The organism is Mucilaginibacter ginsenosidivorax (genome assembly GCF_007971525.1).
Lineage (GTDB): Bacteria > Bacteroidota > Bacteroidia > Sphingobacteriales > Sphingobacteriaceae > Mucilaginibacter > Mucilaginibacter ginsenosidivorax.
Window position 1 is genome coordinate 194,643 of sequence record NZ_CP042437.1, and the last position, 19,226, is coordinate 213,868.

The following is a 19,226-nucleotide window of genomic DNA, read 5'->3' on the forward strand; positions in this document are numbered from 1 at the left end:
AAATGAAGGGCAAAATGAACGCTATGATACTGGAGGCTGCCGGCCAGCCTTTAGTTTATAAACAGGTAAATGTCCCAATACCTACTGATGTTCAGTTACAAATTAAGGTAATTGCCTGTGGAATTTGCCGCACCGACCTGCATATCATTGATGGCGAGTTGAATGAGCCTAAATTACCGCTCATTCCGGGCCACCAAGTAATTGGCAGGGTAAAAATGTCAGGAAAAAAAGTAACAGGTTTTAAAACAGATGACATTGTTGGCATACCCTGGTTAGGCTACACCTGCGGGGAGTGCAAATTTTGTCTGTCGGGCCGCGAGAATGTATGTGACCGGGCTTTGTTTACAGGCTATACTATAAACGGTGGCTATGCAGAATATATGGTAGCCGACGCCCGCTTTTGTTTCCTGATGCCAAAAGAGTACCAGGAGGCGGGTGCCTCTCCCCTGCTTTGTGCCGGGTTAATTGGCTTTCGCTCTTACCGTATGATTGGGGCAAATGCACATAACATCGGGATTTACGGCTTTGGAGCTGCGGCCCATATCATAACCCAGGTTGCGAAAGTCCAGGGAAAACAAATATTCGCTTTCACGCGCGCGGGTGATGCCGAAAGCCAGTCATTTGCTTTAAAAATGGGAGCATCCTGGGCAGGTAATAATGATGCAACCCCGCCCGAAAAACTGGACGCAGCCATTATTTTCGCACCTGCAGGCGAATTGGTTCCCAAAGCACTGAAAGATACCGACAAAACAGGCCAGGTAATTTGCGGTGGTATACACATGAGCAATATTCCTTCATTTTCTTATAATCTGCTTTGGGGAGAGCGTTCCTTACAGTCGGTGGCCAACCTTACCCGTGAAGATGGGCTAGCCTTTTTAAAGCAACTGCAAAAATCTCCGGTCGAAACTCAAACAACACACTTTAAGCTCCACCAGGCCAACGAAGCCCTTAACCTGCTGCGATCGGGCAAAATAACCGGGGCTGCGGTACTTGTTATGGAGTAAAACGAGGCAAAAAAAAGCCGCCCTATTAAATTCCAGGGCGGCCATCTTATTTATACTTTAAAAAGTTAAACTTCCTCTGCTTCGAAAACCGGCACATGTTTTTCTTCTTTTTTACCAAAAAGCCTCGCTTTAAGGTTGTACCGGATAAGGTACATACATGGTACCAGGATCAGGGTGATGATGGTTGCAAAACCTAAACCGAAGATCATTGTCCATGCTAAAGGCCCCCAGAAGGCTACGTTATCGCCACCAAAGTGAATATGTGGTTTAAAATGGGTGAACATCTCCACAAAGTCGATATTGAAACCTACAGCCAATGGTATCAAACCTAATATGGCGGCTGTTGCTGTTAACAATACAGGCGTCATACGGGTATGGCCCGCTTCAACTACGGCATCGTGAACGCTTGCGCCCTGTTCAATCAACATATCGGTAAACTCTACGAGCAGGATACCGTTTCGGACAACCACACCGGCAAGGGCTATAATACCCACACCAGTCATAACGATGGCCATAGTCATCCCAAAGATACTTACGCCCAACAATACCCCAATGATACTGAAGAAGATTTCGCTGATGATGATCAACGTTTTACCTATTGAGTTAAACTGGATCATTAGGATAATCAGGATCAAACCAAATGATGTAGCTAAAGCCCCACCAAGGAATGTAACGGCCTCCAACTGATCTTCCTGGCCACCACCCTGGCGTATGATAATATCATCGCTATGCTTAAAGTTCCCAATTGCCCTTAGTATACTTGCATTTACTTCGTTAGCATTATAAGGTTTGATAACGTTTGACCCTAATGTCAACACGCGCCTTTGCTGTTTACGCTTAATATTACTATAAGTATTGGTATATCTTACATCGGTAAACGCAGATATAGGCACTTGTCTTATTGAACCACCGGTGGCCAGATCCCGATAGGTAATCTTTAAGTTTTTCAACTCATCAATATTACTGCGCTGGCTTTCAAGTGCTCTTACTTTAATCTGGTAATCATCTTCTTTCGTGTTTCTGAAATCTCCAGCCTTAGCACCGAAAATTGCCGTTCCAAGGTTATCGTTAACGTCTTTTGTAGTTATACCTTCTCTATTAGCTCTTTCCCTGTCAATATCAAACACAATCTCAGGTTTGTCGCTTTGCACATCCGCAACCAGGTTATCAATTCCGGCAATGTTTTGTTTAGCGATGTAATTTTTTAACCGGTTACCGGTTTTCACCAACGAATCAAGGTTATCGCCGATAAGCTCGATACTAATATCTTTTTGTACGGGTGGGCCACTATTTTCCTGGGTTACAGAAATTCTTGCTCCCGGAACGCCCTGAACTGCATCACGTATCCGTTTTAAAACAGCTTTTGTATCCTTACCATTTCTTTTACCAAATTCAACAAATGCAACGGTAATTTTACTTTTGTTTTCGTAGTCTAACTGATCTTCATCTGTAGGATCAGTTACACCTTTAGTAACATTTGATATTACCGACGATACGATATCTTTGTCCGGTTCAACTATCTGTGCAACACGCTGCTCCAGCTTTTTGGTAACCTCGTTTGTAGTAGCCTGGTCGGTACCAATCGGCATAGCAATGTATACGTAAGCAAAATTCGGGTCGCCGGAAGGGAAAAATTCAGGTGTTTTACCTCTCACGACCATCAAAAATATGGCAAACACGAATAGCCCAAAAGTTCCTAACAATACTATAACAGGTCTTTTAACTGCCCGCTCCAACCATTTGGCATACCATTTCTGAAATCTTGGCCATACATTGTTTTGGAACTTATCAATCACCCTTAGTAGTACAAAGTGGTTGAGCAAATATAAAATAATGCATAATGTTATTAAGTTACCCATGCCCATAGTCCAATTGCCGGCAAAAAACATCGCATAGCTTAAAATTGCCAGCACGCCCATCACAAGTACTGCACGCCTTGTTTTTTTATCAAATTTAGGGTTATCATGCTCACCTTCAACATGAGGTTTCATGAAATCAACCGCAAAAACAGGGTTCATGATATAAGCTACCACCAATGAAGCTAATAAGGTTATAATAAGCGTTATTGGTAAAAAGAACATAAAATGGCCTATTAAACTATTCCAGAATGCTAATGGAATAAAGGGAGCCAGTGTGGTCATAGTTCCTGAAAACACAGGTAAAAACACTTCACCTGCAGCCATTTTAGCGGCTTGTTTAATAGGCACCTTGCCGTTGTTAAAAATGCGGTGTGTATTTTCAATTACCACGATAGCATCATCAACCACAATTCCCAGCGCCAGCAGGAACGAAAACAAAACGATCATGTTCAAGGTAAACCCTATTGCCGGCATTATTAAAAATGCGATGAAACATGATAGCGGTACCGATAACGCCACAAATATGGCATTGGTTGTACCCATAAAAAACATCAGGATAATTGTAACAAGCATAAAGCCAATTACAATGGTATTAATCAGATCATTAAGAGTAGTACGCGTTTTATCCGATTGATCTCCAGTTACCGTAATTGCCAGGCCTTTAGGGAAAACAGTTTTCTGCTTTAACTTTATCAGGTCATTAATTTTATCAGATGCCTGTATCAGGTTTTCACCTGCTCTTTTACTTACATTTAAAGTAATTACATTTTTAAATTTCGGGTTGTCGGGCGTTTTTAAGCGCGCATAAGTTTCTTGCTCTAAAAATGAGTCTTTTATTTCTGCTATATCCCTCAGGTAAACAGCCTGCCCCTTAGGGTTCCTGATAGCCATAGCAGCTACCTGGTCGGCATTTTTAAAATCTTGCTTTATATCTATACTACGACGAATACCGTCCGTTTTGATAGTACCGACAGAAGACAGAATATTTTCTTTCCCTATAGCTTGCGTTATATCGCCAAAACTAACCTGTGCAGCCGCCATTTTATTCATATCAACGTTAACCTGAATTTCGGGCGTTAAGGCACCAATTTCATCAACCTTCGATATTTCCTTATAGCTTTCTATCTCATCCTTTAAAACATCAGCATATTCCTTCAATTTTTTCAAATCATAATCACCAGAGATATTAATATATAAAATAGGAAGATCGGCAACGTTTATATCAGATATTACCGATTCTTTCAAATTCACATCGCCTTGTGGCAAGTCCTGCTTGGCTTTATCAACGGCATCCTTCACATCGATCTTGGCGTCTTTGATTAAAACATTTGCCTGAAATTCGGCAGTTATAATAGATACGTTTTGAACCGAGTTGGAAGTAACCTTTTTTAACCCTTTTAATGATTTTAATTGCTTCTCAATCTGCCTGGTTACCAGGTTCTCTATATTTTGAGGCGACTGGCCGGCAAAAGTTGTGGTAACAAACACTTTTGACTGCGCGATATCCGGAAAGTTTTCCTTTGGCAAATTATTGTAACTGATAAGCCCCAATACCGTGATCAAAAATATCAGCACATATATGGCGGTCTTATTATCGATAGCCCAACTGGAGGGGCCAAATTCTTTAGTTGAATCTTTCATAATTGACAGATCAAATTTTTAATAAATTAATTAGCAGCATTTAAAACTTTGATCTTATCGCCGTCTTCAATATCCGTTGCACCATCGGTAATCAACTGATCACCTGCTTTTAAACCTGATAATATTTCTGTTTGGCCGCCATAAGTACCGCCCGATTTTACGTTAACCCTCTTAGCAATGCCATTGGCATTTAACAACACATAATCGCCTTCTTCCGATTTTTGTATGGCTTTTACAGGTATAGCAATGGTGTTTGCTTTAGTGTAATTGGCAATTTGTATGATGGCGGTCATGTTAGGACGTAAGGTTTTGCGAACAGGTAGTTTAATTTCGACACCAAAACTGCGCGATGTTGGGTCGATTACCTTGGCTGCAAAAGTTACCTTAGTTACCAATGAATCGTTAGCATCAGGTACAAGAATTTTCACATCATTTCCCGTGTTCACACTTCCGGAATAAGACTCAGGCACATCAGCTTTAACCTTTAAAACATCGGCATTAACGATGCGGATTCCCGTGCCTGGTTGCCCGGGCTGGATAACCTGACCCAGCTTTAAGTCCATTTGGTCAACGGTTCCATTTATAGGCGAGGTTATACGGTACATTGCTGCCTGCTCACGCAAAGCAGATAAAGCTTTTTTACTTGCTTGTAAACTTGTTTGCGCTTGTAAGAATTGTACTTCGGTACCAATTTTTTGATCCCAAAGGTTTTTCTGACGATCATACAATGTTTGATTAAGACTAACCTGGGCTTCCGATTGCGCTATCGTTTGTCTGAGCGCACTGTTATCAAGTTGAGCTAATACCTGACCTTTGGACACATGCTGGCCCACCTTAACAAAAATTGCAGTAATATTTCCCGGAGACTGAGAATAAGCCGTTACGTTATCCTGTGCATCTATTTTACCTTGTATTTGTACATAATTGGTAAAAGTGCTTGTTTTTATGGCAACAGTGCTCACATCTGTAGTTTTGCCAGAATCGGCCGAACCTACTTCAGACTGGAGTTTAGTTACTTTGCCGTTAATTTCCGACTGTTGTTTTAGCAAGTCAGCAAGTTCTGCTTTCTTATCTTTTGGTTTGCTCGTGCAGGCAGCTACCAAAAGAACCAAAGCTGCCGGTATGTATAATATTTTTTTCATGTCGATTTTATATAGTGAGTTTAGTTTGTTTTTTATTGAATACGTCCGTAAGCCTGGTCAAGGTCAACTTTGCTAACCAATGCATCATATAATCCTTGTATGTATTTGTTGTCGGCATCTTCAAGCGCGGTTTGTGCTTGTGTAACCTCGATGCTGGAACCTACCCCTTGCTGATATTTTATTTTTGATACCCTTAAAACTTCCTGCGCCAAAGCCTGATTAGCTTTTTGATTGTTTAATGATTGTAAACCATTGATGTAGGCAACTGAGGCCACCCTGGCATTCAGGTTCAGCGAATTTTTCAAATCAACCAGGTTGTTTTGCGATTGCATTAACGAAATTTTGGCTTCTTTTACCTGGTTACTGCGTTGGCCACTGCTAAAAATAGGTACGTTTAATGAGAGGCCTATATAACTTGATGGAAATGAATTTTTATATAAATTCCCAAAGCTATTATCCTGGTATGATGCAGCATAATTGCCGTTGAAATTCAATGTAGGTAAATATGCTGCCTTTTTGTTTTGGAGCAATAACTCATTTACTTTTTTATCAGTTTCCTGTAAAGCATATTCAATGCGCTTATGATAAAAGGCGGTATCGGTACCCAATTCTGCTACATTATTATCTAACTTAACATCAACCAATTTATCTTTCAGTGTTAAGTTAAACTCTATTGGCATGCCCATCTGGAATTTCAGCATTTGATAATTTAACGCAAGTGAGCGCACTACATTTTCGCGGTTTGTTACCAGGTTGTTGTATTGAACGGTTATACGGTCAACATCAATGAGTTCAACAACCCCTTGTTTGTTTTGGGCAACAGTTTGGTCAACCTGCTGCTTTAACTGGGCAATATTGGCGTCGTATAATTTTATTTGCTCGTCGCTCACCAAAACCTGGTAATAGGCTTTTGTTACAGCTATGTTGGCAGCAATTTTGGTGCGTGTATAACTACGCTCAGACAACTCTTTGTAGGTTTTTGAAGCCTTCAAGCCAACAAAATAACTCCCGTCGAATATTTTTTGGGTTAAACTCAAGCCTAAGTTTGAATTGTACTTTACACCAAATTTTACCGGTATAAAGGTACCCGGGGCTCCAAAAAACTCACCGGGCAATAAACTTGTTGGCACCTTAAGGTAATCAGTAAACGATGCGCTGCCACTTATCTGCGGCAAGCCGGTGCCAGTTGTTTCTTTAATTTTATATTCGGCGCTTTTAACATCAAGACCTGCATTAACTACGGCGTTCTGATGTTCATAAGCGTAATTAATGCACTCCTGAACGCTAAAATTAAATGTCTGGTTATTAGGTGGCGTTTCCTGGGCATAGCTTTTAAAGGCTATGGCACCCAAAAATGTGGCCGTAAAAAGTAAATATTTCATTGTATATATAGTTGTTTGGTGATTTTTCATCTATTATGCCTCAAATATCCGGGCCGATTATGACAGCCTTATGTCAGCAGTGTTAAATTAATCTTCTTTAATATTCCTGTACTGGTTTAAAAGCTTGTAACCCTTAAGCGTACAAATGCCATAGTTAAAATGGTCTAAAAACTGCACCTGTACTTTCCAGGTATTAAATTCGGCTACCGGGAATATGGTGGTGTTAAAGCCAAGCTCTACCGTATTTACCCGCATACGGGCCACTATTTTGGGGTCAATCTCGGGCCTTATATAACCCTGTTTAATTCCTTTGGTCAGCAACTCCTCTAATGTGCTAATCAAAACTTCCGATTTAAATTGCTGAAAAACCTTCCACGCATCAGGATGATATTTTTGCATATCATGAATTACTATCGGGTTGATCCGTGAAAACATATCTTCAGAACATTTGGTCATGTTGATCATCTCCTCAATCACATTAGCAGATTTATTGATGAACTCAATCATTTGCTCTTCATCTTCCTTCAGCTTTTTGGTTACCAATGCTGTTACCAGCTCGTTTTTATCCTTAAAAAATTGGTATATCGTTTTTTTAGACATGCCCAGGTGCCTGGCTATGTCGTCCATGGTGACGCTCTTGATACCTGCTTTTAAAAACAGTTCTTCGCCACCTTCAATTATTCTTTCTATTTGACTCATTGACTTTCCGGGTCAAAACTAAGGAAACATTTTTTGATTTCAAAGTTTCCAAACGAAATGACTTTTTTAAGACAAACATTGCAGATGTGCAGATTTCAAATTCCAGATGTGCAGATGATTGCCATATATAATATGACTATCGAGAATTTTAAAATAGGACACCGTTTCAAAAATTTACAGATCTGAAATCTGCACATCTGCACATCTAACATCATCTGCACATCTAACATCATCTGCGCGTCTAAATGCTTATCTTTGCAAAAAATTATATTTCAATGAACTTTTCTCCGCTTTCTGCAATTTCGCCAATTGATGGCCGTTACCGAAACACCACCGCCGAACTTGCTGATTACTTTTCTGAATACGCCCTGATCAAATACCGTGTATTTGTTGAGATTGAATATTTTATCGCATTGGTTGAATATCCTTTGCCTCAATTACAAGGTTTTGATGTTAATCTGGTAGAAAAGTTACGCGATATTTATAAAAACTTTACTGAAGCGGATGCTCAAAGCATCAAAGAGATTGAGAAAATTACCAACCATGATGTAAAAGCAGTTGAGTATTTCATCAAAAATGAGTTTGATAAGATAGGTGGTTTAGATGCTTTTAAGGAGTTTATTCACTTTGGGCTGACGTCGCAGGACATCAACAATACCGCCATTCCCTATACCTTTAAACTTGCTATAAACAATACCTATTATCCCGCTATCAGCCAGTTAATTGATACGTTAAAAAGTTATGCTGCCGACTGGAAAGATATCCCATTATTGGCGCATACACACGGGCAACCAGCCTCGCCTACAAGACTTGGCAAAGAGATTGAGGTTTTTGTAGAGCGGCTTGAAGGCCAACTGGAGATTTTGAAATCGGTAAAATACTCAGCCAAATTTGGTGGTGCCACGGGCAACTTCAACGCGCACCATATTGCTTACCCGGCTAAGGATTGGAAAGCTTTCGGAAATCATTTTGTGAATAGTATTTTAGGGCTGAGCCGCTCGCAGTTTACTACCCAGATTGAGCATTACGATAACTTTGCAGCCCAATGCGATGCACTAAAACGCATCAATAATATCCTGATTGACCTTGACCGCGATATGTGGACCTACATATCCATGAATTACTTTAAGCAAAAAATAAAAGCAGGCGAAGTAGGATCATCGGCCATGCCACATAAAGTTAATCCCATTGATTTTGAGAACTCGGAGGGTAACCTGGGTATAGCAAATGCTTTATTTGAGCACCTTGCCGCTAAATTACCGATATCGAGATTACAACGAGATTTAACCGACTCGACCGTATTACGCAATATAGGCGTTCCGGTTGCTCATACTTTAATTGCCATTAAGTCAACTATCAAAGGCTTAAACAAACTATTACTTAACCAGGATGCAATCACCGCCGACCTGGAAGCAAACTGGCCGGTAGTGGCCGAGGCTATCCAAACCATATTAAGGCGCGAAAGCTACCCTAACCCATATGAAGCCTTAAAAGATCTTACCCGCACCAATCAGCAGATAAACGCTCAAACTATTGCAGAGTTTGTTGATAGATTAAATGTAAGTGAAGAAGTTAAGTCTGAGTTAAAGAAGATTACACCATTGAATTACACGGGAGTTTAATTTGAAGATTTGAGAATTTGAAGATTTGAAAATGAAGAGACTATAATGCAGGATAAACTAATTTTCAAATTCTCAAATCTTCAAATTCTCAAATAACTATTCAATCATATAGAAGTCATAACAATTTTAGTATTGTATTTAAATCAAAAAGGTGATTAAATTTGTTTAATTAATCTAAATAGAATTTCGATGAATATCAACGTATATACCGAATCAACGCCAAACCCGGCAACAATGAAGTTCATTGTGAACAAGTTGCTGATTAATGGCAGTGCCGATTTCGCTACTAAAGAAAGCGCCGATAAATCACCTTTCGCTAAGGAGTTATATAAATTTTCGTTTGTAAATGGTGTTTTCTTCGCCAGCAACTTCGTTACCATCACCAAAACCGATGAAAGCGATTGGGCTGATGTTGAACCCATCATGAAAGAGTTTGTAAAAGGCGCGGTTGAATCGGAACTGAAGATCCAGTTAGAAGAGCAGTCTGAGGAAACAAACTTTGAAGGATCTGAAACGGAGGTTAAAATTCAGCAGATACTGCATGACTATGTTCGCCCGGCTGTTGAGCAGGATGGCGGCGCTATATCCTACCGTTCATTTAATGAAGGAGTGGTAACTGTCGAGCTTCGCGGATCATGCAGCGGTTGCCCATCATCGACTATAACACTTAAAGCCGGCATCGAAAACCTGCTTAAACGCATGGTTCCTGAAGTTACCGAAGTGGTATCTGAAGCGCTATAATTTACACACGAATCTCACTGATTTATTCGAATTACGCGAATTGAATTAGAGACACGAATGGCACCAATTTATTCGAATTACACAAATCAGTGTTCGAATAAATTGGTGCCATTGCATTTGTGGCAATTTGATCTGATTTGTAAAATCTGTGCTTCTTAAAATTCGTGAAATTCGGCAATTCGTGTGTATGAAATTCAATTCGTGATATTCGTGTGTATTACTTAAAATACTTCTGTATCGCCGTCAGCATCTCCCCTGTTATCTTACTGTTTGTAGCAAGTAATTCTCTTGTTTCCAGCACTTCGCTGCCACCTTTAAAGTTTACGATATCGCCACCTGCCTGTTTTACAATTACAATTCCGGCGGCTACATCCCAGGCGTTCAGGTTGTATTCGTAAAAGGCATCAAAACGGCCGCAGGCGGTGTAAACTAGGTCGACAGCTGCCGAGCCAATGCGGCGCAGGCCGTGGCTGCTTTTCATCAGTTCGGTAAATAGTTGGATATATTGGGCCTGTTTGGTAAAATCATAATAAGGGAAACCTGTAGCAATAAGACTTGTACCTACCGTGGTATTTTTGCTTACATGGATTTCGCTACCATTCAGATAAGCCGGAGCACCTTTCCATGCATAGAAACATTCGTCCTGATTTATCTCATACACAACGCCCACTACCAGTTCATCATATTCTTTTAGTGCAATACTTACCGAATAAGCAGGCACGCCATGAATAAAATTAGTGGTGCCATCCAGCGGGTCTATAATCCAGTTATATCGGTCGCCCACTATGGTAGTAGTTTTTTCTTCGGTGATGAAACCAGATTCGGGCAGCACTTTTTTTAAGCCTTCAACAATAATCCGTTCAGCGGTTTGGTCAACGTATGACACCATATCATTAAGGCCTTTGTATTCAATTTTATCGGGGTCGAATGCTTTGCGTTCCTGCCTGATAAATTCGCCTGCCTGCCTGGCTATTTCAATTACTTGTTGCGTTATGTTTTGGAGTGGCATGTTTACGTAATGATAAGCTGAATGAAAATACCTTGTGAATAAAAAAGCTTGCAAAAAACAAGCTCAAAGCCGCACCTATACGTGCTACCGGAGGATAGATGCCAAAAACCTGGATCAATATTTTTATTAGCCCAAGGTTGGCGAAAAAACCAACACAGGCAACAGCTATAAACCGAAAAAACTGTTTATAGGCCGATGATTTTGACTCGGTAAAAACAAGCGCGCGGGTAATAGCAAAATTGACAATTACACCAAGCAAAAACGAGATGGCTAATGATAAAGTGGAATTACGGAAAGTGTACGAACCGATAAGGTAAGTATGCCTTGCTAACAGGTTATGATAAAAAAGGTAAAAAGCAGAGATATCGACAACAAAACCGGCACCAGCCGAAAGCACAAACCTGAATACCTGGTTATTTAACAGCTTATGAGCCTGTTTTTTATTAGCCATGCTGTAACGTAGCTGTTTTTTTATTTTTTAAACCATTTACAATTAACACAGCACCACCGATAACCATAATCAGCGAGATCATTTCGGCTTGGGTAAAGCTAACACCAGCCACGTGGTATTTGGTGTTTACACGTATCAGTTCGATAAAAAACCGTTCAACACCGGCTAATATCATATAAATACCAAACAGCACACCTGAATTTTTTATCCGTTTGCGGATACTCCACAGGAACGCAAATAGTAGCAGGCAAATGATGCATTCATATAACGACGTTGGGTATACTGGGTATTGCAGTTCATGACAAAATTTCCCTATGCAGTTTACCAGGGGAACGCCCTCGTCATTAACATTGTGAGGGAATTTAAAAGACCATACCCAGTCAGGCGCCCAGCTCAACCATCCAGGTTTCGGCACCAGGTTTACTACCCCCCAATCGCCATCGCCCGACATTTGGCAGCCAACACGGCCTAATGCATAAGCCAGCATCATACCCGGCCCACCAATATCCAGCATATCTAAAGGCTTAACGCCATTTTTATTGGCAATATATAACACGGCCGCTCCACCGCAAATAAGGCCACCATAAAAAGTAAGGCCGCTAAAACCTATTAGCATACCAACCGGGTCTTTCATAAAATCGCCCCAGTTTTCAAGGGCATTAAATAACTTGGCGCCTGCAAAGCCAAATATGGCAGCCCACAACAAAATGCTGCCCATCATTTCGTACGGGTGTACGGTTACTTCCCTGTTTTCGGGTTTGGCTAATTTTTGCTTTTCGCTTTCGTAATAAGCCCAGTAAGCAAAAGCTGCCGCACCTATAATGCCACCTATCCAATTACCTCTTAAGGACAACAGGAAACCCTGTGTATCATCTAAAAGTGCATGGTAATTTAATGCCGAATCGATTAATTTATAACCTAAAATAAAACCAAATACAGCATTACCGGCCAATTCGGCTGCCGAAGCAGGTTGCCCAACCAGTACCGTTCTTTTTGATGAATGAAGAATCCCCAGTTTCTCTTTACGCTTAAATTCCTGAACAAAGGCCCAGTATGCTGCCATAAAAGCTATAGCCACAAAAAAACCAAATGTTTGTATAGGCAACGGGAAATTAAAACCGAAAAGATATTGCAGAAGCGATGTTATGGTTGGAAACATAGGTTTTATTTTGAAGCGAAGATAGCGTTTTAATGAACTAATATTTCTTCGCCTTCTGTTATTTCGACATCACCATCCGGTGAAATATTTGTTAAGCAAACCTTTTTCAATTCGTTTACCAATATAGGATCGTATTTGGCTTTTACCTTTACATAGTTGCGGGTAAAGCCGTGCATAAAGCCGTCTTTAATATCACCTTCAAATAAAACCTCATCGGTTTTGCCTAACTGGGTTTCGTAAAAAGCCCGGCGTTTTTTGTCGGACAATATATGCAGCATTTTACTTCTATCCGCCCGGGTTGAACCAGGTACTGCGCCTTTCATTTCGGCAGCCAGGGTATTTTCCCTTTCGGAGTAAGTAAATACGTGCAGGTATGAAACGTTCAGATCGTTTAAAAAATTATAGGTATCAATAAAATCTTCACGTGTTTCGCCGGGGAAACCTACAATAACATCAACGCCAATGCAGCAATCGGGCATCAGTTCTTTTATTTTGGCAACGCGGTTTACATACAAATCGCGTTTATAGCGACGGCGCATCAGGCCGAGTATTTTGGCGGAACCAGACTGAAGCGGAATGTGAAAATGGGGAACAAACCGTTTTGAAGTAGCCACAAAAGCAATGATTTCGTCGGTAAGCAGGTTTGGTTCGATAGAGGAAATGCGAATCCGGTCTATCCCTTCCACCTCATCGAGGGCTTTAACCAGGTCAAAAAACTTATCCTCCCGTTGCCCGTTGCGGATTCCGAAATCGCCCAGATTAACACCAGTGAGTACTATTTCTTTTACACCCGAAGCACTTATCTGCCTGGCCTGTTCAATTACGTTGGCAATGGTGTCGCTCCGGCTGGCGCCCCGTGCCAGTGGGATAGTGCAAAAGGTACAGGAATAATCGCAGCCATCCTGAACTTTTAGAAACGTACGGGTACGGTCGCCAAAAGAATATGCCGGTACAAACTGGTTGGCCTCGCTCACAGGTTGATTGTAAACAACTGCTTTGGGCTTTTTGGTCAGGTCGGTAATATGATCAATGATCTGGAATTTTTCGGCAGCGCCAAGTACCATGTCAACGCCGGGAATTTCGGCAATTTCCTGTGGTTTTAGTTGGGCATAGCAGCCTACAATGGTTACGTAAGCATTTGGGGAAATCTTGAGTGCTTCTTTAACTATCTTTTTACACTTCTTGTCTGCATTTTCGGTTACCGAGCAGGTATTGATCACAAAAACGTCGGGCGTGTTTGAAAACTCAACCGTATCGTAACCGGCCTGGGTAAACATCCGGCCTATTGATGAGGTTTCAGAGTAATTAAGCTTACAGCCAAGCGTATAAAAAGCTACTTTCTTATTCATTGCAAGGCAGCAAAGATAAGCAATTAGTGAATTACTGAGTTACTGAATTCGTGATTTTACTTTGGGGTTAATTATCTATGTCTAATTCTTCCGATAAAATGCGCTAATAAAAATGCGATTAAAGGCGACTTATGACAATACTTTGCTCTTTTGCCTGGCGTATTCTTCTTCGCTTAGTATGCCTTTTTCTTTAAGCATATGAAGTTCGTGTAATTGTTCGGATAGGCTGCGTTGCGTTGCAGCACTACGATAGTCGGGCGTATTTACAACATTCTTTGCACCCCGGCTCTGTTTAACCAATGCGTTAAAGGCATCAACCTGGTTCCCCAGGGTAAACAGATCGATAATCCACCCGATGCCGACAAGGCCAAGGGTAAAAAAATAAAGTATGCCGATGCCCGCTTTATTGAGATAAAATTTATGCACACCAAATACACCTAAAAAAAAACATAAAATGTATGCAGTCGACTTAGATTTCATTGTTCGGATGAACCGGTGTTTAATTTTGGCTTAACCAAGGTAAACATTTTCCTAATCTATGCAAAACATCCAACATAATTCAGGTTTAACATGCACTCGCCATGGGTATCAACATCAATATTTAATTATTAACATTGATGTTGTTAAACAACAACCTATAAACCTTAAGCAATAATTATATCCCCGTCCACTCGTAACTTTCGTTCTGTAATCCCATCAGGTCAATAACCCGGTTAACTACCGTCATGGCCAGTTCCTCAATAGTTTGCGGTTTGCTATAGTATGATGGAATGGCCGGGCAAATAATGCCCCCCGCCTCGGTAACGGTAGCCATATTACGGATGTGGATAAGGTTTAAGGGCGTATCGCGGGCAACAAGGATGAGTTTGCGGCGTTCTTTCAATACCACATCGGCGGCGCGGCTTATTAAATCGTCTGATATCCCGCCAGCTATCCGGCCCAGCGTGCCCATAGAACACGGCACAATTACCATGGTATCAAACTTTGCCGACCCGGAGGCAAATGGCGCCATGAAATCGTTTTTAGCGTAAAATTTAAAGCTTTGTTTACTGTAATCGTCGTTCCCTAACTCAAAACGCCATACATCTTTTGCATTGTCCGACATCACAACGGCAACTTCGGCAATTTGATCTTTTAGCTGGTTTAGCTTTTTCAACAACAGGTGGGCATAAATAGCGCCGCTGGCGCCTGTGATGGCAACTACAATCTTCTTCTTCATTACTTCTCTCCAACATTCCAAAAATACGGGCACAAAAAAGGGTCGAATACAAGTACCCGACCCTACATCTACCTATGAAAAACATGCCCTTGAGAGGGCACAACAAATGTACTAACAGTTTTTATATTATAAAGCAAATTTGTAAAAATATTTTTACGTTATTTTTTTGTTAAGACAAATTTATATCTATCAACGTCTGGATAATACCATCAACCATACCCACGCGGGGCACATATATTTGTTTTATACCTGCATTTTTCATAACCGTCAAATAAATTTCACAGGCCGGGATTATAACATCTGCCCTATCCTGGTTTAAGCCAAGCACGTTAATGCGATCTTTAAGCGAGAAAGAATTAAGGTAAGTATATAATGATTTTAACTTGGTAAAAGCCATAGGCGCCTCGTCGCCTTCTTCGGCCAAACGGTGCAACTTGTTTATATTGCCCCCCGTACCTATACCCAACAACTGTTTATAGCCCCGAGTGTGTTCGCGGATAAACTCCTTCATTTCATCCCAGGTTTCTTCGGTATCCTGGTTATCCAGAATGCGGATAGTACCAATATTGAACGACTTGGAGGCCATTAACTCCCCTGCCGAAAACAACGAAAGTTCGGTACTGCCGCCGCCAACATCAATGTATAAATAACTTTTACTTTTATCAATGGTTTGCTCGGCGTGGCTGGCGTAAATCACCTTTGCTTCTTTTGAGCCATGAATAATTTCAAGGTCGATATTGGCTTGTTCCTTAATCAGTTTAACAACATCTTCGCCGTTTGTAGCTTCGCGCATGGCCGATGTGGCATAAGCCAGGTAATGGGTTACCTTATAAACATCCATCAGGTTGCGGAAAGCGCTCATTGATTTTACCAGATCGGCAGCTTTTTTATCTGAGATGCTATGTTGAATGAAAGCATCATCGCCCAGGCGCAGCGGCACCCGGATCAATGTGTTTTTTTTGAACGAAAAGGAACCGTGATTTTCAATAATATCGGCAATCAGCAGTCTTACTGCGTTTGAACCAATATCTATAGCTGCGTATCTCAACTTTGTTTGTTTTTAGTTTTCAGATAATTGTATATTTCTATTTGCGCCCTGTGCGATTCGGCCGCGTTGGTTTTGTGGTATTTATTGCTGTTGGCACTGTTAATTTCGCGCGCCTTGGTATTATCGTGTAGTTGTATATTAATGATGTCTTTAACTTCCTTTTTTAAACGCTCGTCTAAAATCGGAAAACCAACTTCAACCCGGGTATCAATATTACGGCTCATAAAATCGGCCGAAGTAAGATAAATCAACTCATCCCCTCCATTACAGTAAATGTGCACGCGGGCATGTTCCAGGTACTTATCCACAATACTTATCACTTCAATATTTTCGCTAAAACCTTTCACTCCCGGTACAAGGCAACACATACCCCTAATGATCATTTTAATTTTAACTCCGGCGTTACTTGCCTGGTAAAGTTTACCGATAAGCCCCTCATCGGCAAGACTGTTCATTTTCAGGATCATGTAGGCCTTTTTACCTGCCTTCGCGTTTTTTATTTCGTTATCTATCAGCTTATAAATAGCCGGCCTGGAATCAATTGGCGATACAATCAATGTTTTTAGTCCCTTGGGCAGGGTATTCCTTTTGAGCGCTTTAAACACTATATCCAAATCGTCGGTTATTTTTTTGTTTGCGGTAAACAAAGAATGATCGGCATATATCCTGGCGGTTTTTTCGTTAAAGTTGCCGGTTGATAAACAGGCATAGTGCACAATCTTTTGTTTTTCCAGGCGGCTAACCAGGCATATCTTCGAGTGTACTTTGTAGCCGGCTATACCGTACAACACATTCACGCCCTCTTCCTCCAGCCTGTTGCTCCAAAATATATTGTTCTGTTCATCAAACCTTGCCCGCAATTCAACCAAACAGTTCACCTTTTTACCATTTTTGGCTGCATTTACCAGGGCATGAACAATTCTTGAATTTTCGGCAAGGCGGTAAACCGCGATACTGATCTCTTTAACCTTTGGATCGATAGCAGCTTCACGCAAAAAGTGGATGATGTAATCATATGATTGATATGGTGTGCTTACCATATAGTCTTTTTTTGCAATTAGGCCCAGCAGGCTTTTTCCAAACGAAAGATCTTCTACCGGTAAAGCCGGGTACTTAACAAACTCAAGATCGGGACTACCCACGTTAGGGAATGAAATAAAATTCTTGAAGTTATGATACCTGTTGCCGGGGATCAGGCTTTCGCCGTGCAGCCCCATTTTGGTTACCAGGTATTTTAACATATCCATGGGCATCTCGGTATCATAAAGCAGGCGCATTGGGGTACCCTTTTTGCGCTTTTGAAGGCTTTTTGATAGTGCATCTATAAATTTGCCGCTCACTTCTTTATCCAGGTCGAGTTCGGCATCGCGGGTGAGCTGCAGGGAAAATGCTTCGATGCTATCATGCTCAAAAATGAAAAATATATCTTCCAGGCTGTACCTGATAATGTCATCCAGCAGTATAATAAATTTCAGGTTGTTGGTTTCGGGTAGCACAACAAATCTTGATAAGGTATCCGGAAACTCAATCAGCGCGAAGCGTGTTTTTTTATTTTTGGTAAGCTTTACAAAAAAGTAAATAGCCCGGTCGCGTAATTCGGGTAGCGGCAGGCTGTCATCAAGCATAATGGGCACCAGTGTGGCCAGCAGCTTTTCCCTGAAATAATTTTTAACGAACGCGCCCCTGCTTACGTTAAGCTGTTTATCATTCAGAATAAAGATCTTTTCTTCAGCAAGCTGCTTTACAATAATATTTTCATACAGGTTGTTAAACTTACGTTCCTGCTTTACAACAATATTCTTGATTTGATTAAGGAGCTTTTTAGGATTATAACCTAATATTTCTTTCGATTTTTCGTTTAAAGCGGCAAGCCGTGTCATGGTAGCCACCCTCACCCTGTAAAACTCATCAAGGTTTGATGAAAATATAGCCAAAAAGCGCACGCGCTCAATTAAAGGCACAGTTGGATCGGCAGCTTCCTGCAAAACTCTGTCGTTAAAATATAACCAGCTTATTTCCCTGTTAATTAATGGTGGTTGTTTATCCATAAAATTTGTGCCCCTTAGGCCACGTGTACAAAACTGCTTATTTATTTGTTAATTTAATATTAACTCATCTACATAAAACCTGTTTTTAATGATTATTATTTAGTGTGCTATGTAAACAAATTGATAACGGCGCTGTGTAAATGTTTACAATACATTAGTTTTGTAAACATTATAAACTCATTTACTTATGCCAACATTTGATATAGTAAGCAAAATAGATGGTCAAACGCTTGATAACGCCATTAATACAGCTAAAAAAGAAATACTTAACCGTTACGATTTTAACGATTCAAAAAGCACTATCGACCTTGATAAAAAAACAAATGAAATAACCATCGTAACCGAAAACGAGATGCGCCTTAAAGCTATCCAGGATTCCATCATCGGCCGCATGGTGAAACAACACCTGGATTCGAGCGCGCTTGATTTTGGTAAAGAGCAATACGCATCGGGCAACATGATCCGCAAGGAGATAAAGGTTAAAGAAGGTATCGACAAAGAAACATCCAAAAAGCTGGTTAAAAAGATAAAAGACAGCGGCCTTAAGGTGCAAGCCTCTATTATGGACGACCAGGTACGTGTACAAGGCAAAAAAATTGACGACCTGCAAGCGGTGATAAGCCTTTGCCGCAGTGAAAATTTTGGCCAGCCGTTACAGTTTATTAATATGAGGGATTAATTCACCTGATTACCAAAACTTGTCATTTCGACGAGGTACGAGGAGAAATCTTTTACGTCCTGCATCCCGACAAGCCTGTTGAGATACAGGACGTAAAAGATTTTTCGCTACCCTCAAGAGAGCGTTTCTCTTTCGCCAGTTCGCTCTTGCTTTCCCCTGCTCTATCGGCAATTG

Annotated in this window: 16 protein-coding genes; 4 read left to right on the forward strand and 12 right to left on the reverse strand. The window is 40.9% G+C overall.

Features of this window, described 5'->3' with window-relative positions; all coding sequences use genetic code 11:
* Nucleotides 1–2 precede the first annotated feature (2 nt).
* The gene (locus FSB76_RS00755; protein ID WP_225976376.1) at nt 3–1,004 is read left to right on the forward strand and encodes a zinc-dependent alcohol dehydrogenase family protein; all 1,002 of its coding nucleotides are present in this window, start codon (nt 3–5) and stop codon (nt 1,002–1,004) included.
* A gap of 65 nt (nt 1,005–1,069) precedes the next feature.
* On the opposite strand, the gene FSB76_RS00760 is transcribed toward FSB76_RS00755, so the two are convergent.
* The 4 genes from FSB76_RS00760 to FSB76_RS00775 form a co-directional block, all read right to left on the reverse strand.
* A complete protein-coding gene (locus FSB76_RS00760; protein WP_147051705.1) occupies nt 1,070–4,504 on the reverse strand; it encodes an efflux RND transporter permease subunit in 3,435 nt (1,144 codons plus the stop codon).
* A gap of 26 nt (nt 4,505–4,530) precedes the next feature.
* The gene (locus tag FSB76_RS00765; protein WP_147051706.1) at nt 4,531–5,646 is read right to left on the reverse strand and encodes an efflux RND transporter periplasmic adaptor subunit; all 1,116 of its coding nucleotides are present in this window, start codon (nt 5,644–5,646) and stop codon (nt 4,531–4,533) included.
* A gap of 32 nt (nt 5,647–5,678) precedes the next feature.
* On the reverse strand, nt 5,679–7,028 hold the full coding sequence (locus FSB76_RS00770) for a TolC family protein (RefSeq protein WP_147051707.1): 1,350 nt from the start codon (nt 7,026–7,028) through the stop codon (nt 5,679–5,681).
* An 87-nt stretch (nt 7,029–7,115) separates the two neighbouring features.
* Nucleotides 7,116–7,727, reverse strand: coding sequence for a TetR/AcrR family transcriptional regulator (locus FSB76_RS00775; protein WP_147051708.1), 612 nt, complete (start codon nt 7,725–7,727; stop codon nt 7,116–7,118).
* 275 nt (nt 7,728–8,002) lie between these two features.
* Between FSB76_RS00775 and purB the strand changes: the two genes are divergently transcribed.
* Both purB and FSB76_RS00785 read left to right on the forward strand, forming a co-directional pair.
* Nucleotides 8,003–9,349, forward strand: a complete 1,347-nt coding sequence (purB, locus tag FSB76_RS00780) for an adenylosuccinate lyase (protein ID WP_147051709.1) — start codon at nt 8,003–8,005, stop codon at nt 9,347–9,349.
* A gap of 189 nt (nt 9,350–9,538) precedes the next feature.
* Nucleotides 9,539–10,090: a NifU family protein gene (locus FSB76_RS00785; protein ID WP_147051710.1), complete on the forward strand. Its 552-nt coding sequence runs from the start codon at nt 9,539–9,541 to the stop codon at nt 10,088–10,090.
* A 217-nt stretch (nt 10,091–10,307) separates the two neighbouring features.
* Here the strand turns inward: FSB76_RS00785 and FSB76_RS00790 are convergent, their stop codons facing one another.
* From FSB76_RS00790 to ppk1, 8 genes are all read right to left on the reverse strand, one after another.
* The gene (locus FSB76_RS00790) at nt 10,308–11,099 is read right to left on the reverse strand and encodes an inositol monophosphatase family protein (protein WP_147051711.1); all 792 of its coding nucleotides are present in this window, start codon (nt 11,097–11,099) and stop codon (nt 10,308–10,310) included.
* The gene (locus tag FSB76_RS00795) at nt 11,065–11,550 is read right to left on the reverse strand and encodes a GtrA family protein (RefSeq protein WP_147051712.1); all 486 of its coding nucleotides are present in this window, start codon (nt 11,548–11,550) and stop codon (nt 11,065–11,067) included. The genes FSB76_RS00790 and FSB76_RS00795 overlap by 35 nt, the downstream gene beginning before the upstream one ends.
* Nucleotides 11,543–12,709, reverse strand: coding sequence for a prolipoprotein diacylglyceryl transferase (locus tag FSB76_RS00800; protein WP_147051713.1), 1,167 nt, complete (start codon nt 12,707–12,709; stop codon nt 11,543–11,545). Before FSB76_RS00800 ends, FSB76_RS00795 begins: the two co-directional genes overlap by 8 nt.
* Before the next feature lie 29 nt (nt 12,710–12,738).
* Nucleotides 12,739–14,058, reverse strand: a complete 1,320-nt coding sequence (mtaB, locus tag FSB76_RS00805) for a tRNA (N(6)-L-threonylcarbamoyladenosine(37)-C(2))-methylthiotransferase MtaB (protein WP_147051714.1) — start codon at nt 14,056–14,058, stop codon at nt 12,739–12,741.
* Nucleotides 14,059–14,187: 129 nt separating this feature from the next.
* Nucleotides 14,188–14,538, reverse strand: coding sequence for an NINE protein (locus tag FSB76_RS00810; RefSeq protein WP_147051715.1), 351 nt, complete (start codon nt 14,536–14,538; stop codon nt 14,188–14,190).
* Between the two features lie 175 nt (nt 14,539–14,713).
* Nucleotides 14,714–15,277, reverse strand: coding sequence for a UbiX family flavin prenyltransferase (locus FSB76_RS00815; protein WP_147051716.1), 564 nt, complete (start codon nt 15,275–15,277; stop codon nt 14,714–14,716).
* A 169-nt stretch (nt 15,278–15,446) separates the two neighbouring features.
* A complete protein-coding gene (locus FSB76_RS00820) occupies nt 15,447–16,325 on the reverse strand; it encodes a Ppx/GppA phosphatase family protein (protein ID WP_147051717.1) in 879 nt (292 codons plus the stop codon).
* Nucleotides 16,322–18,373, reverse strand: a complete 2,052-nt coding sequence (gene ppk1 / locus FSB76_RS00825) for a polyphosphate kinase 1 (RefSeq protein WP_147051718.1) — start codon at nt 18,371–18,373, stop codon at nt 16,322–16,324. The genes FSB76_RS00820 and ppk1 overlap by 4 nt, the downstream gene beginning before the upstream one ends.
* A gap of 187 nt (nt 18,374–18,560) precedes the next feature.
* Here ppk1 and FSB76_RS00830 point away from each other — a divergent pair, with 187 nt between their 5' ends.
* Nucleotides 18,561–19,052, forward strand: coding sequence for a YajQ family cyclic di-GMP-binding protein (locus tag FSB76_RS00830; protein WP_147051719.1), 492 nt, complete (start codon nt 18,561–18,563; stop codon nt 19,050–19,052).
* Nucleotides 19,053–19,226 lie beyond the last annotated feature (174 nt).